The sequence below is a fragment of the Methanosarcina flavescens genome, from assembly GCF_001304615.2.
Classification (GTDB): domain Archaea; phylum Halobacteriota; class Methanosarcinia; order Methanosarcinales; family Methanosarcinaceae; genus Methanosarcina; species Methanosarcina flavescens.
The window spans coordinates 1,463,317-1,487,389 of sequence record NZ_CP032683.1 but is presented as its reverse complement, the minus strand read 5'-3'; the positions used below and the strand labels follow the sequence as shown (position 1 = coordinate 1,487,389).

Sequence of the window (24,073 nt, the reverse complement as noted above, 5' to 3'; positions counted from 1 at the left end):
AAACTCACCTCGCAAGCTCCTTTTCAATAACTTTTTCAAGGTCCGAAGTTTTAAGCCTGCATTTCGTTTTGCATTTCTCTTTTACATGTTCCTTTGCTTCAAGTTCGTCAAGTGCAGCTCCTATAGCCGGAAGCATTTCCACTTCTTCCCTCAAAAAATGGAATCCAGGCCGCGGGCCTCCACCCCTGCTTGCGCGGCAGCGTCTCTCATCTCCTGGAGGGAATCCCCTATCCTTTACAAAAATATGATTTTTGTCCAGCTGTCGGATCTCTTCGACCACTGTCTGGACATCGTTTTTAGCTCCTGATACGATAAGTCCAAAACATGTCTCCTTTACCGTAACTGGAGACTCTGATTCGTAAATCTTCATAGCTGCATCTGAAGGCAGCACTTTATCCGAACTGATTACAATGTACTTTGTTGTAATCTCTTCTTTTTTAGTTTCCGTCATCTTTCGTCTCTCCTTAGCCCCGGGAGACTTAGCCTCTATAAATCAATGTGAATTCGTTCAAACGTTTGAATTTATTAAATCAATGTGAATCCGTTCAAACGTTTGAATTTGTTAAATTAACCAAATTATAACTGGTTGATCTGCTTATCAGCCAAGTTTAACCTTATACTGGCAAGCCGATATTTTGCTCAGTTGTTTATTAGCCTGGTACTTATTATGGCTATTTTATCTGTTTGTGCTAATATATATTACTTCTTTTATATATTATTATGTGCGCTCAATATTTATCCAGTTTTTTATTGTCTGAGTTTTTAAGTTTGCTTGCGCACAATTTCAGTTACATATATAGTTTCTCCTTCTTTGACACCGAGGAGTTTTTCAGGATTTATTATCCGACCGACAATATTGGTTGAGGAGAATCTTTCTCCGGTAGGGCCAAAGAGCTCGTCGTCGCCAATTCTTACTCCAATAGTTCCCATTCTCTTTGCCGCCTGATTTGTAATTCCTATTTCTCCTCCGAGTACTTTATCAGTTGGTGTGTTTTCCGGAAGGATTTCTTTATATTTGACGACTTCTTTTTCAGTTTTAAAAAGATAGGTGTCGTCGTATATCATATAAACAGGCAATTTTCCTACGGTTTTTGTCTTAAGTTCAAGAGCATGCCGGAAAAAATCCACAGATTTGGGGGCTTTTTCAGGATAAAGTTCAATTTCAATCAATTTTTCTTTGGATACTGCATATGCAGTCACCTTTGCTTCTCCAAGAATCTCCAGAGTTGTTGGCGGATCCTGACTGACAATTATTCCATCCTCTTCGGTATATCCGTCCCTTACCAGTTCAACTCCTATTAAAGAAAGTACGGGCTCAACTTCCTCAAAGGTGTGCCCCAGAAGAACTATCTGGGGAGGAAGGCTTTCAACTGAGAGTTTCTGTCCTTCTTCTGCTAGCTTGATCAGTTCGATACCTTTCGTTACCTGCCCTACAACCGAATGTACGAGGCTTGAAGGTCGATCTTCTTTAGAAATATATATCCTGCCCAATCCGTATCCTACTGTTCGGGCAGAGATTGCACCTTCTTTCCTCGGCTCGAAATTTTCGTAAGGGGCAGATTCTCCTTTCAGGCCATCGTCTGAAATAAATGAACTGGTAGTAACATCTACAGCAAAGGTTCCTTCACGGGTCAGGGCATAGAAATGCTCTGCCCCGTTGGGAGCATTTCTGGAAAGTTCTACCTCAAAATAAGTAAATATGCTATCTCCATCTTCAAGTGGAGTAGAGAGATCAGTTGTACAGACCTTCTCTGAGATTTGCTCCCACTCTATAATTGGCTCAATATTAAGAATAGTATCCTCTCTGGAAAGCCTGGACAAAATTTTTCTTCCAGACACAACTTCTGCAAAGACTCCGTCTTCAGCAGTCCCATACTCCGCAGCATGTCTTTTCAGTGAAAGGATAAGATGAGTGTTACGGGGGTCAAACCCACCTGCTCCAAACATCACTTCAAACGCTTCAAAATTACCTGTCTCATGCGAAGGTTTAATAGCGGCTTCAAAGGGCCCAAAAGCTAGAGCTTCAGGGCTTGCCCAGTGTACAGGCTTCCCTTGATATTCTTTAAAATGTTTAGCCCATAAGTTTCCTGAAGGTGACTCAGGGTCTCTTACTTCTATCCTGAATTCTCCTCTGGAAGTATTGATAGCGTACTCGGTGGTTATCTCTGTCTTTTCTTCAGCGGTCTCTTTCAGAATTCCGATCGCTGTACCCTCCACGTAAGGGGCTCCGGAAACTTTAAGGGAGTCTCCAAGAGTAGAACCTGCAGGTAAGGTATATTTTTGCCCGTTCACCTCTACGCTTATCTCATTACTCGTAATCGGCACCTCATTTCAGTATTTTCCATACTAAGAGGTGGCAGCATATTTATATTTCTTCTGTAGCTTTGATCCTTTCTTCCTCAGTGAGCTGAGATAGTACGCTCTTCGGCTTACCTATGTCTACAATCTTACCATTACGCATAAGTGCAACACGGTCACAGACCTCGTTTACAAAATCGATATCATGAGAAACGATAACAAATGTCTCTCCTATCTCTTCCCTGGCTTTCAGGATGGAATTAGTTACTGATACCTTGGTAATAGGATCCATAGTGCCTGTCGGCTCATCCATAATGACGATTCTGGGCTCCTTGATCAGGACCTGTGCAAGTGCAATTCTATGCCGCTCCCCTTCACTTAGTTCATCGGTCATTTTGGGTAAAATAGCTTTTGCCTTGTTTTCCTCAAAGCCTGCAGCTTTGAGAGTCATTACGGCTTTCCTGACTCCGAGTTCAAAAGGCAGGTCAAGGCTAATAGATTCAGTGAGATTGTCAATTACGGAGCTGTGAGTGTAAAGGCCATACTCCTGATGCAGGAATCCCATGTACTTGGTCGCCCTTCCTTTGTTTTCCACTCCGAGCTTTGTCATATCAACCCATTCATCTCCCACGCGAACCTCAACTTCCCCGGATGTGGGTGGTAAGATTCCCATAAGAATCTTTGAAGTTGTGGTTTTGCCTGCTCCGCTCACCCCGACAAGTCCGAAGATTTCTCCTTCTTTTACATCAAAGGATATATCATCTACAGCTTTTACTACGCCACGGTCAACTGAGATATAACGTTTGGAGAGGTTTCTTACCCTGATTATAGGTTCCCCGACCATGACATTTCTTTCCTGTTTTACCACGGACACGCTCTGCATAAAGATTGCAGAAACCTCAAGCGGGTCACCTTCCTGGACTACCTCTCCATTTTCAAGCAGGATGGCCTTATCTGCCATCTGTTCTATAACTTCAGGCCAGTGAGAAGTCAGGATCATGCTCATATTATAGTTCTTTACCGCCCCGGTCATAGCATCATGGACCAGTCTTGCGGTCATGGGGTCAAGGGTGCCTGTGGGCTCGTCAGCTAACAGAAGCAGGGGATTCCTCACAAGTTGCCTTGCGAGCACAACCCTCTGTTTTTCTCCACCCGAAAGTTCTCTTGCAACATGCATCATGCGGTGACTCAGGTTTACTTCTTCCAGCAGTTCGACTGCTTTTCTCATAGAGTCCTTTCCAGAGTATCCAATTTCATTCAGAGAGTTTATAACGTTTACAAGAACTCTCTCGTCTCCATAAAGGGCAAAGGTACGCTGAAGCATGATAGCTATACGCTTGGTAACGTCTTTCCTTATTGGGTCGTAAAGGGAAAGTTTCACGAAATCCGCATCGAAAGCTTCCAGGGTTTCTCCACATACAGGACATCTCTGACCTGTTTTGCTGGGACGATCTATATATCCGCACTTCGGGCAGCGGGCAAGATGATAAATCACTTCACCTGAGACGTTTTCAAAAGATTCTGTACCGCGCAGTACGTGCATCAGGATTGTTTTCCCGGACCCGCTTTTTCCCAGAATTCCAACGACTTCTCCTTCGTTAATGCTTAAATTTACGTTTTTCAGGGCTTTGTGACCGTTGAAATCTACGGTTAAGTTTTTTACTTCAATAAATACTGGCATGGATTTTCCTCCGCATTATGAGCTGCAAAACTTTCTGGTGGCTCTTGCCTGCCTGGGCATATAGCTCAAGAGCGAAAAGCAATTATTACAGGTGAATAACACAATAATATAAACAATGAATTTCGCACATTTGGGCAACAACTACATAAGAGTAAAGATTACATAAACATAACGCATTATTTTTTCACTGTTAACATTTAAAGCAGTACTTAAAGCGATTCATCTGGCGAGTTTGCTTATAATCAGTGTTAATTTCGCTCTATTATATTGACTCGTTGTGTTATTATTGATTCCTCTTACTATATTGACCCGTCGTAATATATCGGTTCGTTTTATATAAAAAATGTTTTTATACTGGTTACAATGCTTTTACCACATCCACAACTTTTATTATGTTGTCAATTATCACGTCTGCTGCCTCTCTGAGTTCTTTGGGCCTTTTGTCACCCTGCTGCGTTGTCATAACTCCCACATCCGCTGCCCTGAACGCCAGTATGTCATTGATTCCATCCCCTACCATGACTACTTTTTCATACTTGCTTTTTAGCTCAAGCACAATTTTTTCCTTCATCAGGGTGTCTGAAAAGGCAAAGACCCTCTCCTGTGGAATGTTTATGAACTCAGCAAGTTGTGTGAGAGCGAACAGACTATCCCCGGATGCTATATACGTATCTACTTTCATGGTATGGAGAGTCTGAACCGTTTGTAGCGTGGTATTGAATACGTGTCCGCCTGTGCTCAGTATATAAGGTACGCTTCTGGCCTCAGAGTCAACTATCAGGCCAGCTGCAAGGTAAAAAATATTCGGGCAGCGGGCTGAGACTGCCTCCAGCACATCATGTACATCACCCATTCTAGGTGCTGTTCCTCTTATAATTTCACATGCAATTTCCGGGGTAAATTTTCCTTTTGAATAGCTTATACCTATTGAAATCCTGTATTCCTTTATAAACTCAAATAGAGGCATGTCTTTTCTTGAACCCAGAATTATATCACTTTCGGCGTTCAGGACTACAAGCCCACATCCGTTTTTTTGTGCGACAATAGCAGTACTCTCTATATTTTCAAGGATGTTCCCGGTGCTGGCTTCCTTTGCTACTCTGTACATTTGTAGAAGGGTTCCGGCGCTATCAAAGACCACTGCAATTCTTTTGGGCATACCAAGTGATTACCCTATAAATAAAAAAATCTTTGCAAAAATTCGGAAATCCAGCATGATTTCATAAAAATAAGTTTGAAGAAAAGTTAACTTCACATTATTGAAGCCCCTGAGATCAGAACACCAGCAAAAAACCCCAGAATTACCCCGGAATTCAAGAAGGGAAGTCCTGCCTGGGGTTTTCCTTTCATTACCAGAATGGAGAGTACTGCATGCCCTACAAGAGTACCCAGGATAGCCCCGAGAACTGGATACGAAATCCCGTTGTTCTCCATAAAGACGTTTGCCGAGACTACCAGCAGGGTAGGCATAACCGCATCTCCAAGACCCATGAAAAAAGCTTCACGCGTTTCTCCAGGTTTAAAATTTTCCTCCAGGAAGGAGTAACTCAAGTGTTTTGGTATTACGAACAGGATTGGAAGCTTCAGATCCATTATTCCCTCAGCCATAACGATCATATGTTTTGTCTTATATACCGAAATGGCATCATAGATTGCAAGAAGTAGCAGAAGTACTATTATAGGGATTACTGAAAGGGAAATTCCTATCAGGGCACTGACCCCGGCTGCAATACAAACGCCTACGATGTCAACTATGTACCACTCTGGATATTTATAGAGCAACACTGTTATTCCCATAGATAGCACAGCTGAAGCTGCTTTGACTTCAAATCCCGATAGATCCGGAATGAGAGTAAATAGGGCGAAGAACACATAGTAAAGTGTGCTTATTATAGCTAGGTAAATAAAAAAGCTGATTGCCCACTTCATATTTCTCTTTAGTGCTATCAGGACAAACAGGGTAAAAACCAGGATCATTACAATATAATATATGGAATAGGACACCTGGGTTGGGTCTTCAAAAGCTTGCATCTCGTTAGCTTTCATGGGCATGGACAAAAAAAGTGCAAGAATCTGCACTATCAGGATTAATCCTCCCATGGAGAGAATAGGTAAATAATCTTTAACTGATTGTTCGCTGGAACTCAAGTGTTAAACTCCTTAATTCTTAACAGTATCCCTCATCTATTACTTTATATATTTACTGTATATTTATCTTCGATTCTTCTGAAGTATTTATATAATGATTTTACCTGGAAAGCATTTTTCTTTTTATGTATCTCAGCACTGAAGTTTCCCTCAATGATACTTTCGGTATATATCCCTGAGGCACTGGCTTTTTTCGCAGAGACAATAATAAAAGTGACAGGATAGGACTATAGATAAGTAGCTTGTAAAAAAAACTATATATTATATCTGTTTAAAAAATAAACGAAAATGGAAAATAGTAAAAATAGAAAATAGTAAAGATAGAAAAGCAGTAAATACTTAAACGAAAGTATCTCCGCTTAATAATTTTGAAATATGCTATCACAGAACACTTGTGTATGTGGAAAAATATTACAGGTATGTTAGAGGTATACGATGGAAACTAGAGATACAGTATTTCTTGTTGTGATGGTTCTGTCAGCCTTTCTTCTATCCTTTGAGTGGCTTAGAAGGTTTGCATACAGACCCACAAACCCCCTGATTATTCTCTCTGTTATGGTCCTGGTTGGAACGCTGGCTGTTATGCTCATCTCTATCAACAACACGCTTCAGGAGCTCGGAGACAAAATGGAAGCTAAGGACCGCACTCTCAAGGTCAATATGGAGAGCACGGGAATAAAGATCGAAGAAAGAATGAATGAGCTCTCAAGCAAAGTTGATAACGCAATCTATGAATTCAACCGCAGAAAGTACCACTAAACTTTACTTATAATTATTTTTTCATAAGGCTCTGATTTTAATTTTTGATTTTTAAAAAGATTATAATTGTATATTCAAATTTTGCTAAAATGCAAGTATAATTTTTTATTTAGATTTATTTAACAATCTTTCAGTATACATTCTATATTGCGGGGTTTTTCCAAATAGAGATATTAATTTAAAGGAACAGTAACTTTAAGATTTTTAAAACAGATTTTCGAGTTTCATTTGATTTTGAGCATAAATTTGTTACTAACAATCTTCGTTTTAACCGTAATATCCACTAATTTTCAATCTACTTTGCTTCTAATTAGGGAATTTCGTGCGCAAGCTCCATAGTTTAGTAAAGTATATATACGGGTTCTTCTGTAGTAAAGGGGAATATCTGAAATTATGATCATCAAAAAATAATAATTCAGATATTGCGCATCGTAAGTTATTATTACTCATAGTTAGTATTATTTGATTACTTGTGTAAGCAGGTAAAGAAGGAAAGCTAATATGCACCTTAATCTGGAACCGATTGGCATTATCAAGAAGGTTGCAAATAAATCGGAAATTTTGATTTATTCTGATTTTGAACAGGTCATAAAAAATATTGTGTCGAAAATAGAGGAAGGAGCTGAGAGGGGACAGAAGCTCCTGGTCATCCATAAAAACAACAATATAAAACAGATGGATGGCCACCAGGTACAGGTAACGAAAGCGACCTTACTGGAGAGAAATGGTAATTTGCTGACAATATCCAAAATAGAAGCAAACGAAGACTCAGTGATCGATGTTCGACTTGACCTTACTGCCTGACTTTTGAGGTACATGTAAAGGCTTAAAATCTTATATTTTTTTCTTTTTCCATACTGGATAGCTTTGATTAGCTCTCAGGAAGGCTTGGTGGATATAAACTCTATAACCTGGTTGAAGTTCCATCCTTGGTCTGAACTTCATGAATTTGACTAAAAGATCCTGTTAATTTGACTGTATTTCCATTAATTTAGGTAACATTCCGTGAATTGAACTGAAACTCCATAAATCTGATTGCTTCACTTTTCCTCCTTAGCAATTGCTATTTCTAATAGTATCTATCTTTCAATAGGTTCAGGATAACCATGAGTACGCGGTAAATATAAAGCCATAGCATCTATAAGACGTATAGATCAACAAATAAAATAACTGTGATAAAAATAAAACTCATCTAAAATATTGGGCGCTGCATTGCGGTAAAGTTATTTGATATCGGCCAGCAGTAAAAATCTTGATCTACATCCTGACCTTGGCTTTCTAAAGAAAAGTTGAAAGCCATAGATTAAAGACGGACTAAGAAAAAAAGTAAAGGAAGCTCTAAGCTTCAGGGAAACTTCAGATACTCGAGGGAAAACATGGGTACAGATATAGGCAGCCTGCTCCAGAAAAGAAAAGCTAAGCTCTCGGATTTTACAAACCAGGTGGTTGCAATTGACGGTTTTAACACGCTGCACCAGTTTTTGAGCATTATTCGCCAGCGGGATGGAAGCCCTCTGATCGATTCCACAGGGAGGGTAACCTCTCATCTCTCAGGCCTGCTCTACCGGACAGCAAGCCTTGTTGAAGCCGGGATCAAGCCTCTTTTTGTTTTTGACGGCAAGCCTCCTGACCTCAAGTCCAAAACTCTGAGTAAAAGGAAAGAAGTAAGGGAGTCTTCATGGGAAAAATGGGAAAGCGCAAAGGCTGCAGGAGATTTAAAATCGGCTTATAAGTATGCTCAGGCTTCTTCAAAGGTAAATCAGGAGATCATTGAAGATTCCAAGTACCTGCTTGATATTATGGGAATTCCTTTTGTTCAGGCTCCCTGTGAGGGAGAAGCGCAGGCTGCACATATTGTTCTTAAAGGAGATGCGAACTGTGTTGCATCACAGGATTATGATTCATTCCTTTTCGGAGCTCCGGTTGTCGTCCGGAATCTGGCAATCACGGGAAAACGCAAGCTTCCCGGAAAAAACGCTTACATTGATGTCGAGCCCGAAATAATTGAGCTGGAAGAGACTCTCAAAGCCCTGGAAATTACTAGGGAGCAGCTCATAGATATAGCAATATGTGTGGGAACGGATTATAACAAAGGACTGGAAAAAGTAGGTCCTAAAACAGCACTCAAACTTATTAAAAAGCATGGAGATATTTACGCCGTGCTCCGTGAAAAAGGGGCAGAGATCGAAGCTGTGGACAGGATCAGGGAAATTTTTCTCCATCCTGATGTAACGGAGAACTACGAAATAAAGTGGGGTAAGCCTGACTCCGAAAAGCTCCTCAAATTCCTTTGCGAAGATCACGACTTCTCGATTGACAGGGTGGAAAAAGCTGCAGAACGGCTTAAAGCAGCCTCAGGAGCCAGACAGAGGACCCTTGACCAGTGGATTTGAAGGGGGTTTATTCAGAAATATCCTTATCCCAAAATTTTCTTTTATAAAATCTTATCTCAAATTTTCAGTCAAGGAGGTCTGAGGCAGATAAAAACAGGCCCGAACACTTCCCGGAAAGAGCACTCGCGTGCTCATACTCATGGAGTTGTGGACCCTGAGCTTCTCTCCACATCCAAAGGGCTTTATGCAGTCAAATGGTCCTTTGCCGGGCTGATAGCTACAGCTCTTTTTCAGGTTTCCATTGTCTGGGTCTCGGGAAGTGTAGCCCTTCTGGCTGACACGCTCCATAATTTCGGTGATGCCGCAACTGCGGTTCCTCTGGGTCTCGCCTTTTTTCTTTCCAGGAAAAAGCCCAATAAGCGTTTCACTTACGGCTACGGCAGAGTGGAAGACCTTGCAGGCCTGATAATTGTCTTTTTAATCTTTCTTAGCGCAGTTGTTGCAGCCTATGAGTCAATTTCCAGATTTTTCTTCCCGCAGCCCGTGGAGTTTCTTGGAGGAGTAATGGCAGCTTCTATTGTTGGGTTTCTTGGAAATGAGCTGGTTGCGAAATTCCGAATCAAAATAGGAAAGGAGATTGGAAGTGCGGCTCTTGTGGCTGATGGTTACCATGCTCGGGCAGATGGTTTTACAAGCCTTGCCGTGCTTTTAGGGGCACTTGGGATCTGGCTGGGTTATCCAGTTGCTGATCCTCTAGCAGGATTTCTCATCACAATTGCAATTCTTAAAATCGTCTGGGATGCTGGCAAATCCGTGTTTTCCCGCATGCTTGATGGTGTGGAACCGGATATTGTTGACGAAATCTACCTGATAGTCAAAAAAGTAGAAGAGGTAAGAGATGTGACCGAGGTAAGGGTTCGCTGGCTAGGACACAGGTTATACGCAGAAGTAAACATTGCTGTAGACCCAGTGCTTTCGGTTGAAGAAGGGCACGCAATTGCCGTGGAGGTACGGCACAGGATGATGCACAGCCTGGATTATCTCTCCAACGTAGTCGTGCACGTGGACCCACTCGGTTCAGCAGGGGAATCATTTCACAGACTGTCTGAGCATGAGCACGACAATCTCCCTTCTCACTCGCACTGAATCTTAAGGTTTTAGACTCTGGATATCTCTGCACCACTATTTTTTGCCTTTGTAAGGATGACAGTCCCGCCAACGGATTCGTTGAGCATTTTCTGGACTTCTGCCTGGAGCCTCCTGCCTTCGGATTTATTGTCTACAAAGGAATATACTACAGGTCCAAAGGAACTTACCCCGGCTCCATAACTCCTGCTGCGCATGAAAGAAGCAATATTCTTTACAAACTCAGGCCAGATAAGATTCTCCCTTTTATTGAACCCGACAGTTTGGACATGATTTACTGCGGCTCCGAAACTTACGATATCTTTCTCTATTACGGCAGGCACCATCTGCATGAGTACGACATGGGAGATTTCCCTGACTTCCTCTATAGGGATAGGGCAGAATTTTTTGAAAGTGTCAATTTCCTCCTGGTCATGCATTCCCTTATCTTTAGGAATTGCTACTACCATATCCCATTCAGGAAAGTCCTCCCTAAAAAGTACGGGTCCTGGGGGCGCGGGACAGGCAGCCGACGGCATAAAACCACCTTTATCCTTAAATCTATGGCCTCCGTCAACTATGAATCCGCCGTTCTCAAAAGCTGCGACTCCGATTCCGGAAGTGCCGCCCCTACCTACCGCAACTGCAAGTTCTCTAACACTTTTATTAAGCCCATAAAGCTCATTCACAGCTGCTGCTGCGGCCAGTGAAGACTGAGTTCCTGATCCAAAACCCACATGGGCTGGGTACACTTCCTGTACGTTGATTCTTATTCCTTTCCCTTCAGGGAGCAGAGATTCTGCAGCTCTTTTCATTCGATCGGCAAAATCCTGCAGACCTTCTATACTGACTCCTTCGGCTTCTTCTGCCGTAATCTTTATATTGGGAGAGGAAAGGGTCAGTCCAGCTCCTCCATCAACTCTTCCGATCTCCCCATTCATATCAATAAGAGTCATGTGAATTCGGCAAGGGGTGGTTATTTCGATCATTAGTGTTAAGCTCCAATACTGGATTTAAATCTCATGACTTGCGAACTATTTGTGCTCTTTTATTATAACTGCTGATATTTAATCTTTTAATAATTATCTTCATCAAAACTTAATTTTAGTGAAAATGATATAAAAGAGTAAGACAAAGGCAAGAGGAGAGCAGGGAAGAAGAGAATATAGATGTCTGAGGACTCATATGCCTTTTTTCTGCTTAATTCTATATCTACACTCTTTTTTTGTCTAATTATTCTTTTATAATAAGGGACTCCCCTTTCATATCTTCAGGTTTTTTGATCTTGAGAATTTCCAGAAGAGTTGGTGCAAGATCACACAGTTTTCCATTCTTAAGAGCCTTCACTTCACGATTTCCAGCGTAAACACATCTTACCAGATTTGAGGTATGTGCAGTGTGAGGTTCTCTGGTAGATGAATTTTCCATCTGTTCGGCGTTCCCATGGTCCGCAGTTATAAGAGCTACACCTCCCACTTCTCTCAGAACCGCTGAAATTCTACCCACACAGTTATCCACAGCTTCTACAGCCTTTACTGCGGCGTCAAAAACTCCGGTATGTCCTACCATATCCATATTTGCGAAATTAAGGATTATCACGTCATATTTTCCTGATTTAATTCTTCTTATCACTTCGTCCGTAACCTCGTATGCACTCATTTCAGGTTTGAGATCATAAGTAGAGATCTTTGGGGACGGGATGAGGCAGCGGTCTTCTCCTTCATAGCATCTCTCCTGCCCTCCATTCAGGAAAAAAGTTACATGGGCATACTTCTCGGTTTCGGCAATCCGAAGCTGGGTTAACCCCTGCTTGCTCAAAACCTCACCAAGTACATTTTCCAGTTTTTCCGGTGGAAAAGCTATGGGCAAATCCAGAGTCTCATCGTACTGAGCCATACAGACATAGTACAACTTCGGATGTTTTTCCCTGGGGAAGCCTTCAAAATCTTTATTTACAAAGGCCCAGGTCAGCTGCCGTGCCCTATCTGGTCTAAAATTAAAGAAAATCACAGAATCATTATCGTGTATGACTGTTTCGGGTTTTCCTTCTGAATCCGTGATTATAGTCGGTTTCACAAACTCGTCAGTTTCTCCTCTGCTGTAAGCCTCAGAAACCGCAGTCTCTGCATCCGAAGCTTTATATGGGGCAACCCCCAGAGTCAGGGCATCATAGGCAAGTTTTGTCCTGTCCCAGCGTTTATCTCTATCCATTGCATAATAGCGCCCTGATACTGTCGCAATCTTAGCATCCCCATTCTCCTTACAAAAAGAATCAAGCTCCTTTATATCATTGAGTGCAGCCTTGGGAGGCACGTCTCTGCCATCCAGAAATGCATGTATATATACTTTTTTTAACCCCCTCTCCTTTGCAAGTTTGATAAGGGCATAAAGATGGGTTATATAACTATGAACGCCTCCATAAGAAACAAGCCCCATGAGATGCAGGCTTGAGTCATTCTCCCTGGCGTTTGAGATAGCATTCAAAAAAGCCGGATTTTCAAAGAAATCTCCATTCCTAATAGCGAGGTTTATGCGGGTAAGATCCTGGTAAACAATTCGCCCTGCTCCTATATTCAGGTGCCCTACCTCAGAATTTCCCATCTGACCTTCCGGAAGACCGACTGCTTCACCTGAGCATTCCAGAAAGCACGAGGGATATTCTTCTATCAGGCGGTCAAGGTTTGAAGTTCTGGCTGCCAGAATAGCATTTCCTTCTCTGGCTTCCCTGTAGCCCCAACCATCAAGAATAATGAGCATAAGAGGTCTTTTTGCCTGAGTCATATGAAGCAAATTCCACACATGTTCATAAATATCTTATTATGAAATCCTGTATAGTTGCAAAATATCGTACATTGTATATTTATAAGATATTATAATTTCTATTATATAATATCTTATACTATGTAATATATTTGTAATTTGTCGATCATAAACCCATTCTCACCAGCTATAGGACACTTATATAATTTCCTTCTATGACTACGCTATCTATAACTGTATATGGTTGCTCTCATGATTTTGGGGCCAGCAACAGCTGCCTGCAAATCATTCCAGCAAGTGAAATAAAAGACCTCTATCTTACCCCTACTCTCCTCATTCTGGACTTCAGACCGTAGCTGGCAGCAAACTCCTTATTTATCTTGATTACCTCTTCATTGAAGTGTTTAAGGTCGTCCGGGATATATCCAAGTGCATCGGCTTTATACTGTGTATCAACTAAAGTAGCAGGTGGTACAAACTTTCCATCTGCGAGCTTTACGCCTATGACTACTGCCCCGTGGGCTACAAAGCACTTCTCTCCTAGAGTAGATGCATGCACCACTGCGTTAAAACCCACAAAGCTATCATTGCCGATTCTAATGGGACCGTGAATTACGGCTCCATGGGCTATTGAGACGCGTTTTCCAAGTTCAATTGAGCTACCCTCAAGGCCGTGAAAAATTACGCCGTCCTGAATATTACACTCGTCACCTATAATAATAGGGTAGGCTTCATCCGCCCGGAGTGAGACCGCAGGCGCGACATATACATTATTGCCAATCCTCACATCCCCTATGAGTGTAGCTGAATCATCCACATAAGCAGTTGCCGATACTGTCGGCATGCGCTCTGTGCTATTCCACGAAGTCTTTGGATTGCTCTTCAGCATATTAACACCACCCCTTTTCGTTTCTGGTCTCTTTAAAAGAAACCACTATCAGGACCAGTTCCCTGTAGAAAATGCCTCTTAAATAATCGATGCGAAGGGCAGTAATATTTCTTTTGCTACGCTTTTTTATTAATTGGAGAGTTAAGCTTATACTGTAAGCCCTTAGAGGCAACTCTTAATACTATAATGAATAATCCTGATAAATCGCCACCAAGTTTAAATATGGGAGGAGCCGAGTAGAATAATGGGGGATTGGTAAAACTAAATTGCACAGGTCTTTGTTAAATAGAGGTAACTATTCGGCCTGGGTAAAATACCGGTAACCATTTCTTTGGATTTATGAAATTCTTATGAACTGGATTTTAATTACTGGTTACTGATTGTGTTTTTCATTTTATCGGTTAGTGTTATGCTAACATGTTCCATCAAAAACGCCATTCACAAGCCGTTTTTGAGCAGGCTGAGTATTTGCTAATCAGGTTAATACAGGACTTACGCATGAGATCCAAAGATAAACACAAAAAAATTGCAGTTCAGTTTACGTTTTAGACAGCTAAAAAGTTTAATGCCGTTCATTCTTTGTTTCAACTGCGTAAGTCTTTGACATTTATTGCCTGCATCGAAAAAAGTAGATAATTTTCTTTCAGAGGTGTTAAACTTATGGCAGATGATGTCAAGGTATTAGGTATGCCCGCAGAATCGGGGCGATGGATATTAGTTATCATCGGTACCATTATTGAACTCTGTCTGGGTGCCGTTTATGCTTATAGTATACTCAGTGTACCATTAAAGAAAATCTTTACAGATCCTGTATCATCTGGAGGCTTTGGTTTAACGGTCAGTGCAATTGAGATGCAGCTACCGTATATCGTGTCCCTGGCCATGTTTGCGGTAACCATGCCACTGGTCGGCAGATACATAGAAAGCCTGGGGCCCAGAAAGGTGGGAATGATCGGTGGTGTTATTGTAGGATTGGGCTGGATTCTGGCATCCTTTGCGACTTCGCCGATAACTCTGGCTCTTCTATATGGTTTTGTTGCAGGTGTGGGTGTTGGCATTGCTTACGGCTGCCCGATTACAACTTCTGCAAGGTGGTTCCCGGACAAGAGAGGTCTTGCAGTAGGACTTACACTGCTGGGATTCGGTTTCTCTGCGTTTGTTACCGGGAAGGTAGCGGATATATTGACCGTAAACTTCGGGATATTTAATACTTTTCGTCTCCTGGGCATCGGTTTCCTTGCATTGATTGTGATTCTTTCAATGTTCCTTGTCTTCCCACCAGCAGGATGGTGCCCGAGAGGCTGGACTCAACCTGCACCGGTAGGAGGTATCTCTAAAGTTGATTTTACCAGAGAAGAAATGATAAGGACCAAGACCTTTATCGGTCTCTGGGTCTGTTACACTATAGGTGCTCTTGCAGGACTCATGGCTATTGGTGTTGCGAAGCCCGCGGGTATGGAAGTTGCTGGCAATGCAGGCATAGATGAACTAGCTGCAGGTGTGCTGATGACTAACCTCATTCTTCCGTTTGCAATTTGTAACGCAGGTGGAAGACCTCTCTTCGGCACGTTAACGGATAAGCTTACTCCATCAAGAGCCGCAATTTTATCATATGTCCTTATTATAATCGCATCTCTGTTGGTATATCTCAATCCGGCATCGGTCAATATGTATACTATTGCATTCTCCCTGCTCTGGCTCTGTCTTGGTGGATGGCTGGCTATTGCTCCCGCAGCCACAGCCAGTTATTTCGGCACCAAAGATTATGCACGTAACTATGGCTTAATCTTCACAGCTTATGGTGTAGGTGCTATTATCGGAAATCTGATGGCGGGTGCAGCAAAAGACATCCTGGGTGGATACGTCAATGTCTTTCCGTATGTCGCTGTGCTGTCAGTACTTGGCATTATCGTAGCATTTGTACTGATGAGACCACCTGCAATGGCTGCCCCAAAGACTGCTCCAGCGAGTGAGAAAAAGGAGTCTGCTACTTAATTTTCACTTTTTTATTTTTTATAATTTCGGACGTTATATCTGTTAAAAAGGCTTAGAATATAAAAGTGTAAAGTTAAATTATATACCTTTATTGCTAGATAAATCCGAGAATTTTCGGGATTTATTTAGCAAGGGCTGATCGAAAACATTATTCATAGAAATTATTTATTAAAATAAATATTTGGGGGATATTTATGCCAGATGTTGAATATATGCTATTTTGTTGCAGAGATCTAGAGCAGCAGTGTGGCTTCCGTGTCCAGGCAAAGACAAAGGAAGAAGCTATGGAACATGCTAAAGCCCACATGGCTAGTGAGCACGGTATGAAAGAAATATCCGAGGAGACAGAACGCAAGATTGAAGAAAAGATAAAACCTGTGAAGGTCGAAGAATGAAGCCAAAGGCTAGTTTTATATTTTTTCAGTTTATTTCTGGAGCTATGAATTACTCATTTTGAATTTTCTGGAGTAAAGCCAGTAACACAGTGCTTTAAAAGGTAGTTTTCAGGTACACAAATAGTCGGACAACACCCTCATAGCTGATTAACCAGGCAATTAACGTTGATAAGCGCTTCAACGAAAATAGTCTATGCAGTCAGTTTCATCTTCTTATCGTGGCTTACGCCTGATTACTGGATAGTTAACCATAACCAGTGTTAATCCTAAGTCTGATATTGGAATAATTTGTCTAGATCAGATACTCATCTGATCTCCTTGTACAAATGTTTACCCTTATATCCTTGCACCTGAGTTGCAGTTAGCTACTTCAGCACCATGGACTTTGCGGCAACTATAGCCTGATCTTCACAGTCTGTGGTGCAGGTACTATCTCAGGAAACCTGATGGCAGACGCGGCAAAAAATGCCCTGAGAGGATATATTAATGCCTTTAAGTACGCAGTGACACTTCGGTATCAGGTTTAATTGTGGTCTTTGTGCTGCTGAAGCCGCCTTAGCAATCATCTTCAAGTACTCAACAGTTAACAGACAAAGATGTAAAATTAACTCTTTCCGCCACTTTTTTCAATTTGTATACTGTTAGTTACAGAGCAAACTATGGCTTAAAACAAACATTTTATTATTCATTTGTCTAATATGTCAAACAAATGACTGGTCTTTGCTTTTTTTCTCTTGACTGTATCGTAAACTCTATAACTATTAACAATGACATATTTTCAAGAGGTAAAAAACAGATCCTAAAAACAGTCTAATATCTCTAAATATGTTTTTCATTAGGAGTTCAGGCTAAATCACCGGTTAACGGGAAGGAGGATCTGAATCAATGAGTCAAGATATTAAAGATGTTATGAACATTCGTGATGTAAAAATAACGGATTTATCCGCAAACCCTGCTCCTCTGGGCTTGATGGGTTTCGGGATGACGACTGTACTGTTGAATGTACACAATGCAGGCTTCTATCCGATAAACGCTATGATCCTTTCTATGGGTTTCTTCTATGGTGGAATAGCTCAGATCATTGCCGGAATAATGGAATGGAAGAAAGGTAATACTTTTGGAACTACAGCTTTTACCTCATATGGGCTTTTCTGGCTTACTCTTGTAGGAATTATTATGATCCCTAAGACTGAGGAATATGCGGTATTTCTTACAGAGTCACTTCCTTTTGCTATATACCTGTTTATGTGGGGGCTTTTTACCCTTGTCATGTTCATAGGTACGCTCAAAGGCTCAAAGGCTCTTTCTGTAGTTTTTCTGGCTCTCGCAATTCTGTTTTTCCTGCTTGCAGCTGGTAACTATCTGGGTGCCGAGGGGGCAGGTGCTGGAATACTGAGAATAGCTGGCTATGAAGGAATCTTTACAGGTCTCGCTGCAATCTACACAGGTCTTGGTCAGGTATTAAATGAAGCGTATGGAAGGAAAATTGTTCCTTTATAATTATACTCTGTTATTTCCGGGCTTTTTGCCCTCTATTGTTATTTTTTGGTAGTTGCCTGCTGGGACTTCTCTTAATCCCTTATTTTTATTATTGGACTGTTTCTTGTTTAAAGACTATTTTCCCAGGATAAAAAACTTTCAGAGGGAGCATTTTCTTGAATTTTCTTAAAGATATATTTCCTTTAACAGGAAAATCAGAGATAGGAAAATCATGATTAAGCTTATATCTTTGAATTTTCCACTTCCAATTTTTATCACGGTGTAGGAAATTATGCCCCAGACAATTCCTTCTGCAATTGAATAGCTGAATGTCATCACCAGAATGGTAATTACTGCAGGGACAACCTCGGTCCAGGTCTCAAAATCGAGGTCTCTTAAGCTCTGAATCATAAAAATTCCTACCATAATAAGGGCAGGAGAGGTAGCATACTCTGGAATAACAGCTGCTATTGGTGATATGAAAATCGCAAGCAAAAATAATCCTGCTACTACAACTGAAGTAAGTCCTGTCCTTCCTCCTTCCTCAACCCCTGATGCACTCTCAACATAGGTAGTAACTGTAGACGTTCCCATAGCTGCACCGGCACATGTGGCTATGGCATCAGCCATAAGAGCTTCTCTGGCTCTGGGAAGTTTTCCCTCCTCGTCCAGGAAATCCGCCCTCGAAGAAACTCCAACCAGAGTGCCCACTGTATCAAAGAAATCCGTAAAGAGGAAGGTGAACATAATAATATAGAAGTCGGGATCGGTAAGGATTGAGAAATCAAACTTGAAAGCTATGGGAGCAAGAGAAGGAGGCATTGAAAATAATCTGTCAGGAAATTCTGCAATACCAAGAACCATTCCCAGAACGGTCACTGCAAGTATTCCCCATAGAATTGCCCCCCTTACTCTGTAAGCCTGCAACACTATCATGATAGTGAAGCCAAGTATAGAAAGAAGCACCGTTGTTTCCCTCAGGTTTCCCAGAGTTAAAAAGGTGGTAGGATCCTGAATAATAATCTTTGATCCTGTAAACCCGATAAAAGCAATAAAGAATCCTATTCCTGCGCTTATTGAAATTTTAAGATTTTTCGGAATTTCATTAACTACGGTCTCTCTGAATTTTGTCAGAGTTAGCAGGATGAAGATAATTCCCTCGATAAGAACCGCAGTAAGGGCAGCCTGCCAGCTGACATTCATGCCGAGGACTACAGTAAATGCAAAAAAGGCGTTCAATCCCATTCCAGGAGCCAGGGCAAATGGGTAATTGGCCCACAGCCCCATAATGAGAGTCCCGATTGCTGCTGAGAGACAGGTTGCAACCATCAAAGCTCCGAAATCCATCCCTGTGCTGCTGAGGATAGTGGGGTTTACAAAAATTATGTAAGCCATTGTTACAAAAGTAGTCAGCCCGGCGAGAATCTCGGTTTTAGGGTCGGTTTTATTCTGGTGTAATTTGAATAACTTTTCCAGGATTTCCATTGGAGCCACTCGGTAAATTTATTTGATCTTACTGATTCTGAATTTGCAAGTATTACGATTACTTATACAGCGTATGTTAATATCTTTTTATGGAATAATAAGAAAACAATTTCATTAAAATAACGGTTAGTTTATTCGACTAATATTAGTCCATTCCTCTAAAACATAGTTGATTCCTCATATCTTACACACATTATAAAATCTTATATCGAATAAATAATATTTGGAAGTCGCCCAGTATTAATTTTATGAGCTCCAATGTATTTTTCGGAAGATTTGAACGATTTCTCAGGTACAGACGAAATAATACCCCCGAATTTAAGCAGAAAAATGCTACACTTGAACTCTTAAAAAGTTCTATTTTAGTTGCGTTTTCAGGCGCACTAAGAATTCACATTGCTTTCCTCTTGCTTCAGACCGATTCAAGTATATTTACCTGCATTGCGGGAGGACTCGTAATCTACAGTGTATATACACTTGATAGGGGCCTCGGCTCTGAAGAAGATATTGTAAACCGGAAGGAGTTAAGCGGCTCAAGAAAGGAAATAGGACTTGCAGTTTCTATGCTAACCTTTGTAATAGGAAGTTATGTACTCGCAAAAGAAGGAATGCTTGCACTTGCATTTTTACCTTTCATAATTGGTTTCCTTTACAGTAAAGGCATTACAATCGGAAAATTCACTTTGAAACTCAAAGGTGGACTTGGAGTCAAAAACTTTGTTGTAGGTCTCACCTGGGGTGCTTTTATTTCAGGACTTGCAGGCAGTGCCTGTAATAGCATGCTACCCATAGTTCTAGTTTTTACTTTCTTTGGAATCAAACTTTTTATCAACTCTGCCATATATGATTTCAAGGATATCAAAGGAGATACTCTTGCAGGTATCAAAACTCTCCCTGTAACTCTCGGGGCACGAAATACCCGTAATTTCCTTCTCGGATTGCACCTGCTCTCACACCTGATGCTCGGTATTGCTTTGATTAATGGAGTTCTTGGTTTCGAGCCTCTCATTGTTCTCTACAGTTTCATATGCGGGTTGATATGCATCCAGAACTATACTATAACTGACGAAGAAGAGACTTCTTTCCTGAATTTCGAAAGAACCATCCTTGTGGATGGAGAATCTGCTTCAATTGTCGGACTGAGAACAATTTCAAATGCCTTCCTGGCATAAACGTATTCCTGAAATGAGGTCTATGCTCAAATGCAAAAACAATAACACAGTCAAATTGTCAGAAAAAGCGATCCAATTCCCCGGAAACTTACGGGAAAAAAATCCAAAACCCTATTTCTCTATTAGTTTTAAGGTTTCTTTTCTGAAATCTTTAACAGACTTACTAAAGCTTCAACAGTTTCATAAACTCTTTATCTCGATCGAGTTCTCTTTGTAATACTTAAAAAGATCCTCTCCCCATTTGATTGAGGATGAGTCGAAGCCTATCAGATCGTTTCGGGGATCAAAAGTTCCGTTTTTGAAAAAGAGCGAAAGGGATAGAAAACGGTCTGTTATTACAAAGGCTATCTTTGCATTGTCGTACACATGGAAGCTCGTGTGCTTGTATTTAAGGAACTCTTCAATCTCGGCGCTGTGTTCACTTTTTATTTTGAAAAATACATTGGGTGTAAGGATTATGGAAACAGGAATATTCCTGCGGGCTAACTCCAAAAACATTGAGGGATGGCTTGGAAGGAAAATTGATGAAAAGCCTACGAAGTGGGTAGCAGACATTACATTCTCACTAAATGCCTTATGAGTATCATAAATATGCTCATGTTCATCTCTTATGACTCTGCATTCTTTAAGTTCTTGAATTCTGTTTAACAATACCTCAGGGATTGCAGTAAGGTCATGATCTCTCCAGAATTCTTCGTTTGTCTCTATAGCTGTAAGAGTATCCAGGAAAGGCTTGTAATATGTGGCTGAAACTCTCCCCAAAGATGTTAATTTGTACATTCCCTCCTGCCTAACAATCAAATTTGCAGCTTCCATTTCTTTAAGACGAGGAAGGATCTCAGGTGATCTTACATCAAAATAATCTTTGATCTCGGAGAGAGTTCTTGGATTCTCCTGAAGTAAAAACAAAATCTCCTTTCTTTTCTCTGAGAAAGTCAGAACGCTTAACAATCCGCTGGATTTCACTTCTATCAACTCATATTTTTACCATATGTTTCGGGGGCTAATTGGAGTTTAATATCTATAAACATTCTATTTGCTTTCATTTTACAATAAATAAAAATTTAAATTTTATATTTTTTAATTTTTTATATTAAATTAAGGTGAGAGTTATAATAGGATGATATACTAATGCTAGAATGCTATACGATTTCAACATATATTTCTTTTTCTACAGTTTATTTGGTTATTGGTAATTTTTCTATCCTATTCCCAGACTATATGTGTCTGCCTCCCGAAAATGCAATTAATCTTTTTGAATAATTTTTTCTCAAAACCAAAAAAAATTTATATGTCAATAGTATCAGATTATCTTACTAATATAAAATTCGGAACTAATTTGCTTAGAAACATAATCAATTGATTATTAAAAAATTAATATTCAAAATTGAGAAATAATCCAATAATTTAAAAAAAGTATATGAATATTTGTACGAAAAAATATGTTCAATATGAGAATAAATAAATTATATCTGTTTATATTTTAATTTATTAACAGCACTATTATTAATAAACGTCCGGAACTTCTTTTAATACTCAAAACAGGTGCTAGAGGAGAGTATCTGGGCTTTCCAGGATCAAATTTGAGGGGATCAAATTTGAATTAAGTTTTCCCCTGCCCTAGGCGGCAGGGTTGTTCGGACTTGGGCTTCGTTTTATTTATTGATAAATAAGGAGGTCTCAGTGGAGGAAGTGGCGCATGCCTGTAAAAATCATGGAAACTCCGAGCCGGTTTGCAGTAGCAATGACCTCACTGTCACGAATTGATCCTCCTGGAGAGACTATGTAGCGGATATTATTCTGTGCGGCATAAACTATGCTGTCATCGAAGGGGAAGAAGGCATCCGAGGCCATTACGCATTCCGAAATAATTTCCTGTCTGTATGCCTCAAAAGAGATTGCAGGCTGTTCTCTCTCATAAATTATCCTGAGGTTTTCGACGGCTTTTGTGGCTGCCAGTTTGCGAATTGAATCTACTCTGTTAGGCTGTCCTGCGCCCATGGCAAGCACCATGAAGAATCCTGGTTCGTATTCGCGAGCAAGAATTACTGCGTTGGATTTGGTTGTTTTGCAGGCTTTCAGGCAGAACTCTGAGAGCGGACGTTTTTCTTCAGGATACGGTATGTCGGTCACAGACTCCCATTTTTCGTAGATGCCGATGTCGCGGCTTTGCTTTAGCATACCTCCGATTATATACTTATATGTGTAGTCTGTCCCGAAAGCTTCTCTAAGTTCAGGCAGTTTAAGGAGTCTGAGATTCTCGCTTTTCTTTTTCAGGTACTCAAGGGCATCAGGCTTGAAGTCAGGAGCAAGGATAATTTCTACAAATTTTCCATTCAGAAAAGTTGCAGCCTCCAGGTCAAAGATTTCATTGGTGCAGATTATGCTTCCGTAAGCTGAAACAGGGTCTCCGTCCCAGGCAGCTTGAAGGGCTTGCAGGAGCGTACTTCCTGTAGCAAGCCCGCATGGGTTATTATGTTTAACGATTGCAACTGCAGGAGAAGCATTCCCGATTTCTTTGACTGTCTGAAGGGCATTGTCGGCGTCCACATAATTATTATATGAGAGTTCTTTTCCATGAAGCTGGACAGCTTTTGCAAGGGTAGGACCTTCTATTTCGGGATCTTTATAGAAAAAGGCTTCCTGGTGCCAGTTCTCTCCATAGCGGAGTTTTACGCCGTCAGTAAAATTCAGACGAAGTATGTTTTCTCCGAGCAGGGTTTTGCTTAAATAGACATCAATGGCTGCATCGTAATCCGCAGTATGCCTGAAAGCCTTAATTGCAAGGGCAGCCCGGGTTGACTCCGAAATTACCCCGGTTGAACGCAGTTCTTCCAGTACATGCTCGTAGTCCGACGGGTCGGAAAGCACTGTAACAGAACGGTAGTTTTTCGCTGCTGAGCGAAGAAGGGTTGGGCCTCCGATGTCTATATTTTCGATGGCCTCCTCAAGTTTCACACCTTCCTTTGAGACAGTTTCTTCAAAAGGATAGAGGTTTACAGCCACCATATCGATGAGTGAGATATCTTCTTTTATAGCTTCAGCCATCTGTTCCCTGCTTTCCCGCAAGCATAAGATCCCGCCGTGAATTCTCGGATGGAGAGTTTTAACCCTTCCTCCCATCATTTCCGGAAAACCCGTGATCTCTGAGACATCAGTAACTTCTATGCCGGCATCGCGAAGAATTTTCGCGGTTCCGCCTGTTGAGATAATCTTCACGCCAAGTGATTGAAGCCCGCGTGCGAATTCTGTAATTCCTGTTTTGTCTGAGACGCTGAGCAGTGCCCTTTTTACCAAAAAATCACCAATATACTTGCTTTAAAAATTCTTAGCTATAAAACTTATGGTCTAGATGTTATTATATTGAAAAGAGGCTTTTTTTGAATGCTGGACTTCATTTTGCAAACCCAGTATTCTGTCAGTATTCTGTCAGAAATCTTCTGGGAATATAGTTCTTTAAGTTTTTGGTACTTTTTACGCATAACCCCAAAGAACTGTAATTTTGTTCCTCAGAGGGATAATAGTAAGGTGAAATACTTCTTTTCTAAAACCAG

19 protein-coding genes are annotated in these 24,073 nt (G+C 41.0%); 8 read left to right on the top strand and 11 right to left on the bottom strand.

Annotated elements, in window-relative coordinates:
• Positions 1 to 4 precede the first annotated feature (4 nt).
• From AOB57_RS06665 to AOB57_RS06645, 5 genes are all read right to left on the bottom strand, one after another.
• Positions 5 to 451, bottom strand: a complete 447-nt coding sequence (locus AOB57_RS06665) for a methanogenesis marker 6 protein (protein WP_054299822.1) — start codon at positions 449 to 451, stop codon at positions 5 to 7.
• Positions 452 to 762: 311 nt separating this feature from the next.
• Positions 763 to 2,325 (bottom strand): methyl-coenzyme M reductase-associated protein Mmp3, encoded by a 1,563-nt coding sequence (gene mmp3 / locus AOB57_RS06660; protein WP_054299823.1) that lies wholly within the window; start codon positions 2,323 to 2,325, stop codon positions 763 to 765.
• A gap of 40 nt (positions 2,326 to 2,365) precedes the next feature.
• Complete coding sequence (atwA, locus tag AOB57_RS06655; RefSeq protein WP_054299824.1) at positions 2,366 to 3,979, bottom strand: methyl coenzyme M reductase system, component A2; 1,614 nt, start codon at positions 3,977 to 3,979, stop codon at positions 2,366 to 2,368.
• A gap of 358 nt (positions 3,980 to 4,337) precedes the next feature.
• Entirely contained in the window at positions 4,338 to 5,138 is an 801-nt protein-coding gene (locus AOB57_RS06650) for an HAD family hydrolase (RefSeq protein WP_054299825.1), read from the bottom strand.
• Positions 5,139 to 5,230: 92 nt separating this feature from the next.
• On the bottom strand, positions 5,231 to 6,127 hold the full coding sequence (locus AOB57_RS06645) for a presenilin family intramembrane aspartyl protease PSH (protein WP_054299826.1): 897 nt from the start codon (positions 6,125 to 6,127) through the stop codon (positions 5,231 to 5,233).
• Between the two features lie 435 nt (positions 6,128 to 6,562).
• Between AOB57_RS06645 and AOB57_RS06640 the strand changes: the two genes are divergently transcribed.
• The 4 genes from AOB57_RS06640 (at position 6,563) to AOB57_RS06625 (ending at position 10,365) form a co-directional block, all read left to right on the top strand.
• Positions 6,563 to 6,886, top strand: coding sequence for a hypothetical protein (locus AOB57_RS06640; protein WP_054299827.1), 324 nt, complete (start codon positions 6,563 to 6,565; stop codon positions 6,884 to 6,886).
• 501 nt (positions 6,887 to 7,387) lie between these two features.
• The gene (locus AOB57_RS06635; protein ID WP_054299828.1) at positions 7,388 to 7,690 is read left to right on the top strand and encodes a hypothetical protein; all 303 of its coding nucleotides are present in this window, start codon (positions 7,388 to 7,390) and stop codon (positions 7,688 to 7,690) included.
• Positions 7,691 to 8,262: 572 nt separating this feature from the next.
• Positions 8,263 to 9,279, top strand: a complete 1,017-nt coding sequence (fen, locus tag AOB57_RS06630; RefSeq protein WP_054299829.1) for a flap endonuclease-1 — start codon at positions 8,263 to 8,265, stop codon at positions 9,277 to 9,279.
• A 147-nt stretch (positions 9,280 to 9,426) separates the two neighbouring features.
• Positions 9,427 to 10,365: a cation diffusion facilitator family transporter gene (locus tag AOB57_RS06625; protein WP_319592648.1), complete on the top strand. Its 939-nt coding sequence runs from the start codon at positions 9,427 to 9,429 to the stop codon at positions 10,363 to 10,365.
• A gap of 11 nt (positions 10,366 to 10,376) precedes the next feature.
• On the opposite strand, the gene AOB57_RS06620 is transcribed toward AOB57_RS06625, so the two are convergent.
• The 3 genes from AOB57_RS06620 to AOB57_RS06610 all read right to left on the bottom strand — a co-directional run bounded on the left by AOB57_RS06620 (position 10,377) and on the right by AOB57_RS06610 (position 13,993).
• Positions 10,377 to 11,333: a beta-ribofuranosylaminobenzene 5'-phosphate synthase gene (locus tag AOB57_RS06620; protein WP_054299831.1), complete on the bottom strand. Its 957-nt coding sequence runs from the start codon at positions 11,331 to 11,333 to the stop codon at positions 10,377 to 10,379.
• Between the two features lie 244 nt (positions 11,334 to 11,577).
• Positions 11,578 to 13,125: a 2,3-bisphosphoglycerate-independent phosphoglycerate mutase gene (gpmI, locus tag AOB57_RS06615; protein ID WP_054299832.1), complete on the bottom strand. Its 1,548-nt coding sequence runs from the start codon at positions 13,123 to 13,125 to the stop codon at positions 11,578 to 11,580.
• 292 nt (positions 13,126 to 13,417) lie between these two features.
• The gene (locus tag AOB57_RS06610) at positions 13,418 to 13,993 is read right to left on the bottom strand and encodes a DapH/DapD/GlmU-related protein (RefSeq protein ID WP_054299833.1); all 576 of its coding nucleotides are present in this window, start codon (positions 13,991 to 13,993) and stop codon (positions 13,418 to 13,420) included.
• Positions 13,994 to 14,653: 660 nt separating this feature from the next.
• Between AOB57_RS06610 and AOB57_RS06605 the strand changes: the two genes are divergently transcribed.
• From AOB57_RS06605 to AOB57_RS06595, 3 genes are all read left to right on the top strand, one after another.
• The gene (locus AOB57_RS06605) at positions 14,654 to 15,988 is read left to right on the top strand and encodes an L-lactate MFS transporter (RefSeq protein WP_054299834.1); all 1,335 of its coding nucleotides are present in this window, start codon (positions 14,654 to 14,656) and stop codon (positions 15,986 to 15,988) included.
• A gap of 194 nt (positions 15,989 to 16,182) precedes the next feature.
• Positions 16,183 to 16,383: a DUF1059 domain-containing protein gene (locus tag AOB57_RS06600; RefSeq protein ID WP_054299835.1), complete on the top strand. Its 201-nt coding sequence runs from the start codon at positions 16,183 to 16,185 to the stop codon at positions 16,381 to 16,383.
• Positions 16,384 to 17,268: 885 nt separating this feature from the next.
• On the top strand, positions 17,269 to 17,883 hold the full coding sequence (locus tag AOB57_RS06595; RefSeq protein ID WP_054299836.1) for an acetate uptake transporter: 615 nt from the start codon (positions 17,269 to 17,271) through the stop codon (positions 17,881 to 17,883).
• 165 nt (positions 17,884 to 18,048) lie between these two features.
• Here the strand turns inward: AOB57_RS06595 and AOB57_RS06590 are convergent, their stop codons facing one another.
• Entirely contained in the window at positions 18,049 to 19,347 is a 1,299-nt protein-coding gene (locus AOB57_RS06590; RefSeq protein WP_054299837.1) for an NCS2 family permease, read from the bottom strand.
• A gap of 248 nt (positions 19,348 to 19,595) precedes the next feature.
• Here AOB57_RS06590 and AOB57_RS06585 point away from each other — a divergent pair, with 248 nt between their 5' ends.
• A complete protein-coding gene (locus tag AOB57_RS06585) occupies positions 19,596 to 20,519 on the top strand; it encodes a UbiA family prenyltransferase (RefSeq protein ID WP_054299838.1) in 924 nt (307 codons plus the stop codon).
• A gap of 180 nt (positions 20,520 to 20,699) precedes the next feature.
• Here the strand turns inward: AOB57_RS06585 and AOB57_RS06580 are convergent, their stop codons facing one another.
• Both AOB57_RS06580 and purH read right to left on the bottom strand, forming a co-directional pair.
• Positions 20,700 to 21,485, bottom strand: a complete 786-nt coding sequence (locus AOB57_RS06580) for a helix-turn-helix transcriptional regulator (RefSeq protein ID WP_054299904.1) — start codon at positions 21,483 to 21,485, stop codon at positions 20,700 to 20,702.
• A 714-nt stretch (positions 21,486 to 22,199) separates the two neighbouring features.
• Positions 22,200 to 23,816: a bifunctional phosphoribosylaminoimidazolecarboxamide formyltransferase/IMP cyclohydrolase gene (purH, locus tag AOB57_RS06575; RefSeq protein ID WP_054299839.1), complete on the bottom strand. Its 1,617-nt coding sequence runs from the start codon at positions 23,814 to 23,816 to the stop codon at positions 22,200 to 22,202.
• Positions 23,817 to 24,073 lie beyond the last annotated feature (257 nt).